Raw genomic sequence first — 6177 nt, 5'->3', positions numbered from 1 at the left:
CGCATGACCTGTTGCCGCTTGGCACCGGGCTCTATGCCGAGCGCATGGTGCGCGACGGCGTCGCCGAACTGATCGTCGGCTTCACCCGCGATCCGATGTTCGGCGCGGTGATGACGCTCGGCACCGGCGGCGTGTTGGTCGAGCTGCTGCGCGACAGCGTGACCCTGATGCTGCCAGCGACGCGCGACGACATCGAGGCGGCGCTGCGTGGCCTGAAGCTCTATCCGTTGCTGGAGGGCTATCGCGGCCGGCCCAAGGCCGACGTCCAGGCCGCCATCGACGCCATCGCCGGCATTGCCGACTTCGTGCAGAAGAATGAAGGCGAAATCGAAGAGCTCGACATCAACCCGCTGATCGTCTGCGCCGAAGGCAAGGGCGCCTGGATCGCCGACGCACTGCTGGTGCTTGGAGAAAAGAAGAATGGCTGACGTCATCACCACTCGCCGCGAAGGCACGATCCTGGAAGTCACGCTCGACCGGCCCAAGGCCAATGCCATCGACCTCAAGACCTCACGGCTGATGGGCGAGACGTTCAAGGCGTTCCGCGACGATCCCGGCTTGCGCGTCGCCATCGTCAAGACGGCCGGAGACAAGTTCTTCTGCGCCGGCTGGGACCTGAAGGCGGCTGCGGCCGGCGACGCGGTCGACGGCGACTACGGCGTCGGCGGCTTTGCCGGGCTGCAGGAACTGCGCGACTTGAACAAGCCGGTGATCGCCTGCGTCAACGGCATGGCGGTGGGCGGCGGCTTCGAGCTGGCGCTGTCCTGCGACCTGATCTACGCCTCTGACCATTCTTCCTTCGCGCTGCCCGAGATCCGCGCCGGCACGCTGGCCGACGCCGCGACGATCAAGCTGCCGAAACGCATTCCCTACCATATCGCCATGGACCTTCTCCTCACCGGCCGTTGGATGGATGTGGCGGAAGCGCATCGCTGGGGCCTGGTCAACGAGGTGCTGCCCAAGGAGAAGCTGGAGGACCGCGTCTGGGAAATCGCGCGGCTTTTGGCCAGCGGCCCGCCGCTGGTCTTCGCCGCGATCAAGGAGACGGCGCGCGTGGCCGAGGCGCTGACCTTCCAGGAGGCCATGAACAAGGTGACGCGCAGGCAACTGCCGACGGTCGATATCCTCTACGGCTCGGAGGACAATATGGAAGGCTTCCGCGCCTTTGCGGAGAAGCGCGATCCGGTGTGGAAGGGTAGATAGGCCGCAGACGATGGCGTTCCGTCACACCCCCCTCTGCCCTGCCGGGCATCTCCCCCGCAAGGGGGGAGATCGGATGTCACGGTCGCTTTCGCCAATTGCCAGCGTCGCAGGTGGATCGCCGGCGCCCAAGCTGCCAATCTCTCCCCCTGCGGGGGAGATGTCCGGCAGGACAGAGGGGGGTGCTCAGGCTCGACCTTCGCGATCGGCCCAAGCGCTATGACCGACTACAAGACCCTCATCGACGTCGAGACCTGGGCTTTCATCGAGAAGACCAATTCCTATTACCCGCCCGACACGATCGACTACACGATCGCAGAGCAGCGGGCGATCTACGACCGGATGTGCCGCGAGTTCTTCGCCGGCTATCCGCAAGGCGTGACGGTCGAAACGTCCGCCATCGCCACGCCGACCGCCAGCATCCCGATCCGCATCTATAGCAACGCGGAATCGAACAGCGCCGCAATGGTGCTCTATGTTCATGGCGGCGGATTCATCCTCGGCGGGCTGGACAGCCATGACGATGTCTGCGCCGAGCTGTGCGCCCGCACCGGCTACGAGGTGGTCTCGGTCGATTACCGGCTGGCGCCGGAACATCTGCATCCGGCCGCCTTCGACGACGTGCTAAGCGCCTTTGAATGGGCCGCCAAGACCTATGATTGCCCTGTCCTGCTTTGCGGCGACAGCGCCGGCGGAAACCTCTGCGCCGCCGTTGCCCACGCAACGCGCGGTCACATCAAGAAGCCGGCCGGCCAGGTGCTGATCTATCCCAGCCTCGGGGGCGACCGCTCGCGCGGCTCCTATGTGGCGCATGCTGACGCGCCGATGCTGACCCTGCGCGATATCGAATTCTACCTGAACATTCGCACCGGCGGCGTGGACCGGACCGGCGACATCACGCTGTCGCCGCTCGCCGACGCCGATTTCGCCTATCTCCCGGCGACGGTGCTGATCACTGCCCAATGCGACCCGCTGTCCTCAGACGGCGAGGCCTATCGCGACCGCGTCGTCGCGGCCGGCGGGTATGCCTACTGGTTCGAAGAACAGGGGCTAGTGCACAGCTATTTGAGAGCCCGGCATACGGTCGGTCGTGCTCGCGCGAGCTTCACCCGCATCGTCGAGGCGGTCTCCGTGCTCGGCAGAGGCGAGTGGATCTGGTGATTTTGCCAAAGCGCGTGGCGTCGAGAATTCAAGCGCCGCGCTTCGGGGCTGATGCCAAAATCGCTGCTCTCTTTTCGGCGACTTGCATGAGACGGGCAAAGACAGCTCTACCAGCCGGACGCCTAGAGCATTTCACCGTTTCACGGAAACGACGAAATGCTCGGGCTTGTTTGTTCTGACGCAATTCCGGACGGAAAACCGCTCACACTTTTTCTCGAATTGCTCTAGACCGGATTGAACCTTTCCGACTCAGCCTGCGACTGACGGCCAGGCGCCGCATGGCGCGGGCCGGAAAGGGAGCCCGTATGATCAGAAATCCAGAGCCGCGGTGGTCCGAGGAAGCAACAGGAGCTCGGCGCGATCATCGGCTTCGGGATGGAGACGACGCGCTCGGCTTTCGGCTGATTCCGTTGACCCTGCCAGGCACCCGGCGTATCGTGAACAGGCGGAAAACAGACAATTCTATCAGGGACGAACGAGCCGGAACGCTGCGACTTACCTTGTTTTGCGCGGCGAAATCGGAGGGTTCTTCCGACGACTTCGGGGGGAGCTCAATGTCTCGCGACCGCGGCTCGTTCGTGGCTTTTCGCGGCGGCGGTTTGCGCCGCGCGATCGTGACCACCAGCGGAATTCTTGCCCTGGCACTGGCCGCCGGCTTTTGCCTCGGCGGTGCGGCAAAGGCTCAGGAAGCCCAGATCATCTATCCGGGCTCGATGGCGGTGACCGGCTTCCCCGGCACGATCATCCCGGATTTCGGCTCTCCCGATTCCGAAAAGGGCGGCCTGCCGCCCGGCGTCGACCCGGTCGACGAAACCTTCATCGACACTTCGCAGGCCTCGTTGCGCATTTTCAACGTCTCGCAACTCGGCGGCCCAGCTTCGGGCCAGCTCGTCTACACGCCGCCGCCCTTCGAGGTGACAGCCGGCCAGATCGGCGAGGTCTTCGGCCTCACTTATGACGACGGCGTGCGCGATGGCGTGCCGTCGGGCATTCCGAACCTCTATACGGCGGCGACCTCGCTGCACGGCATCGACATCGTCACGCCGGACGCCGACGAGGACGGACGGCCTGAGCGACAGCGCCGCGGCGCCGCCGGCGCTGTCTTCATGAACGGCCAGTTCGGCATCGAAAATGGCGGCGGACCGGGCACCATCTGGAAGATCGACGGTATCTCGGGCGCCGTCTCGAAATTCGCCGACATCGACACCAACAGCGGGCCCGGCATCGGCAACCTCGCCTTCGATCCGACCCATCGTGAGTTCTTCGCTTCGGATCTCGATACCGGGCTCATCCACCGCATCGATATCGAGGGCAATCTGATCGACAGCTTCGACCATGGCGTTGCCGGGCGTCCCGCGCATGGGCTGGCCCCGGTCGCCGACGACGGCGCCGTGATGGACATCCACGATACTGCCTTCGATTCGGAAGACCCCCGAACCTGGGGCTATACGCAGGATGCGCGCCGCGTCTGGGCCGTCGCCTACCATGGCGGGCGGCTCTACTATTCCGTAGGCGAGAAAGCCGAAATCTGGTCGGTCGGCATTGCAAGCGACGGGGGTTTTGGCCGCGATCCGCGCTGGGAACTGACGGTCAAGGCCGACCAAGATTATGCCGTCACCGATATCGCCTTCGACAATCAGGGTTTCATGTATCTTGCCCAGCGCGGCCCGGTCGAGAACCGCTACGATTACAGCCGCTTCGCCGATACCGGCAAAGGCGAGGTGATCCGCTACCAGCGCGAGGATCCGGACGATCCGGCAACGGAATCGGTCTGGGCCGAGGTGCCGCAGGAATATGCGGTCGGCTTCCCGCAGGGCAACCGGCAGTCGGCAGGCGGCGTCGACCTGCAATACCGCTACGACCCCGAAGGCAATCTTGACACCTCGGTCTGCACCGACACGGTCGTGAACACCGGCGACAAATTGCGCGACAATCCGGAGCTTGCCGAGCGCCTCGCCGCCGGCGGGCCGCTTGCCGTGCATGGCGTCCAGCTCACGCCAAGCAAGCTGGTCAAGCCGGTAAACGTGCCGCCCTTCGGCTCCTGGGTCGTCGACTTCGACGGCTATTTCGAAGACCCTGACGTCCAGGGCCATGTCGGCGACGTCAGGGTCTGGCGCCCCTGCGAGGGCCGCGCCGGCTATTATGAGGAAATCCCCGGCGGCTTCCTGCCTCCCGTCTATCCGCCGGACTTCCCTCCGCCCGGCAACCTGCCGCCATGCCTTGATGTCGAGGACGTGCAGTATTTCTGCACACCCCGCGGCCTCCGGGCCGACCTCTATCTCGATGACCACGCCGGCTTTGGCGGCGATTCGATCAAGGCTTTGTCCAAGACACCGGGCGTCGGGGTGACCTCACCCATGTCGCATGCGCCGGGCAAGCCCTACACGATCGGCATCATCGGCCATAATCCGGGCGACACCGTCAATGTCGGGCTCTGCTTCCACCTGAAGTCCGACCGGGACAAGGGCGGCTACTATCCTTGCTGCAAGGTGACGCTGCCGCTGAGGACGCCGGCCGTCGAGTGCGAAGCGCCGAGGAGGGACAGATGAGCGGTCTCGTCCTTTCCCGCCCTGCCCCGCGCAAAGCCGTCATGGGCACGATCATGAAACCCCTGTCATACGCCAGGCGCGGCGCGCGCTGGCTGATGGCGGCCGGTGTCGCGGTCGCCATGATGCCGGCAGTGCCGGCGGTTGCGCAGGACAAGGCACCGGCCGGCCAGATCGCCAACCCGGAAATCACGGCTGGATCGCGCGGCATCAATCCGGAGCTCGGGCGGATCATACCCTTCTTCACCAAGAAGGGTGGCCTAAGGGGCTGCGATAGTGTCGAATACGTCTTGAGCTTCGGCATCCATGGCGACCCGCAGGACTTCGACCGGCCAAGCGTGGCGGCCCTTCTGAAGGCGACAAGGCTCGACTTCAAGGACCAGTTGCCGCACGGCTTGCAGATCGTGAGCGTCGACCTCGTCGGCGACGGCACGGGCGCTTCCGGCGGACCGCTGCCCGCTGCTTCGATCAGCACATCGGCCGGCCCAAATGATACGGCAAGCGTTTCAAATTTCCGGATCAGCGCTTCGAACCTCGACGGCGTCGGCGCTGCCGACGAACGCGTGATCACTTTCCGGATCACGGCCAAGATAGAGCATGCCGCCTTCGCCGCGCCGGCAACGGTCGATAACCAGGGTGAGATGAAGGTGGCCTTCAGGGGCGGCCCGGCAACCACGATCCCCTCGCAGGATCCGGACAAGCCCGACGACGCCGATTTCCTCACCGGCGTGAAAACCTCGATCACGATCGACCTGAGCAAGTGCAACCCGCCGCCTCCGCCTCCCAGCAAGGAATGCTTCAAGGTCGAACGCGGCACGGTCGACTGCGTGCCCGGCGGCGGCGCCTTCATCTATCACATGCCGATCGGTCCGGAGATGGCCGGCAAATGGGTGCAGCTGTCGACGACGACACCCGGCATCACCATCGCCACCGACACCCAGCAGGTACCTGCCGGCGGCGGCGTGTTGAACTGGAAGATCATCGGCGCCTCGCCGGGCGAGGCCATCCATCTCGTCGTCACCGGCATCGACACCTATGCCGGGCCGAAGGAAGGCTGGGGACTTTGCTGCACGCAGGAGATCGACATCGACATTCCGCGTGATCTCAGGTGCCCGCCCCAAAAGCAGCCCGACCTCAAGGTGGAGAAGTGGGCAGAGGTGCCGCGCTGCACGATGTCCGGCGGCTGCGACTTCACCATCACGGTCACCAATGTCGGCGATGCGCCCTATAACGGCAAGATCGTGCTCGACGAGGTGACATTGCCGGCCGG

General features: G+C 64.8%; 4 protein-coding genes and 1 pseudogene. All 5 read left to right on the top strand.

Annotated features, from left to right (window positions below):
• Nucleotides 1-428 (top strand): acetate--CoA ligase family protein (locus EOA79_RS28495; protein WP_206639282.1); only part of this gene is annotated, 428 nt, incomplete at its 5' end.
• The gene (locus tag EOA79_RS28490; RefSeq protein WP_066996079.1) at nucleotides 421-1203 is read left to right on the top strand and encodes a carnitinyl-CoA dehydratase; all 783 of its coding nucleotides are present in this window, start codon (nucleotides 421-423) and stop codon (nucleotides 1201-1203) included. The genes EOA79_RS28495 and EOA79_RS28490, both read left to right, overlap by 8 nt.
• Before the next feature lie 216 nt (nucleotides 1204-1419).
• Complete coding sequence (locus tag EOA79_RS28480) at nucleotides 1420-2361, top strand: alpha/beta hydrolase (protein WP_095824388.1); 942 nt, start codon at nucleotides 1420-1422, stop codon at nucleotides 2359-2361.
• Between the two features lie 554 nt (nucleotides 2362-2915).
• Complete coding sequence (locus EOA79_RS28475) at nucleotides 2916-4910, top strand: hypothetical protein (protein ID WP_095824389.1); 1995 nt, start codon at nucleotides 2916-2918, stop codon at nucleotides 4908-4910.
• Nucleotides 4907-6177, top strand: a pseudogene (locus EOA79_RS28470) (hypothetical protein); the annotation flags it as partial. The gene EOA79_RS28475 and the pseudogene EOA79_RS28470, both read left to right, overlap by 4 nt.

Source organism: Mesorhizobium sp. M1A.F.Ca.IN.020.03.2.1 (assembly GCF_004023205.1).
Classification (GTDB): domain Bacteria; phylum Pseudomonadota; class Alphaproteobacteria; order Rhizobiales; family Rhizobiaceae; genus Mesorhizobium.
The sequence above is the reverse complement of the archived record's forward strand: the minus strand, read 5'-3'. Positions and strand labels throughout refer to the sequence as shown.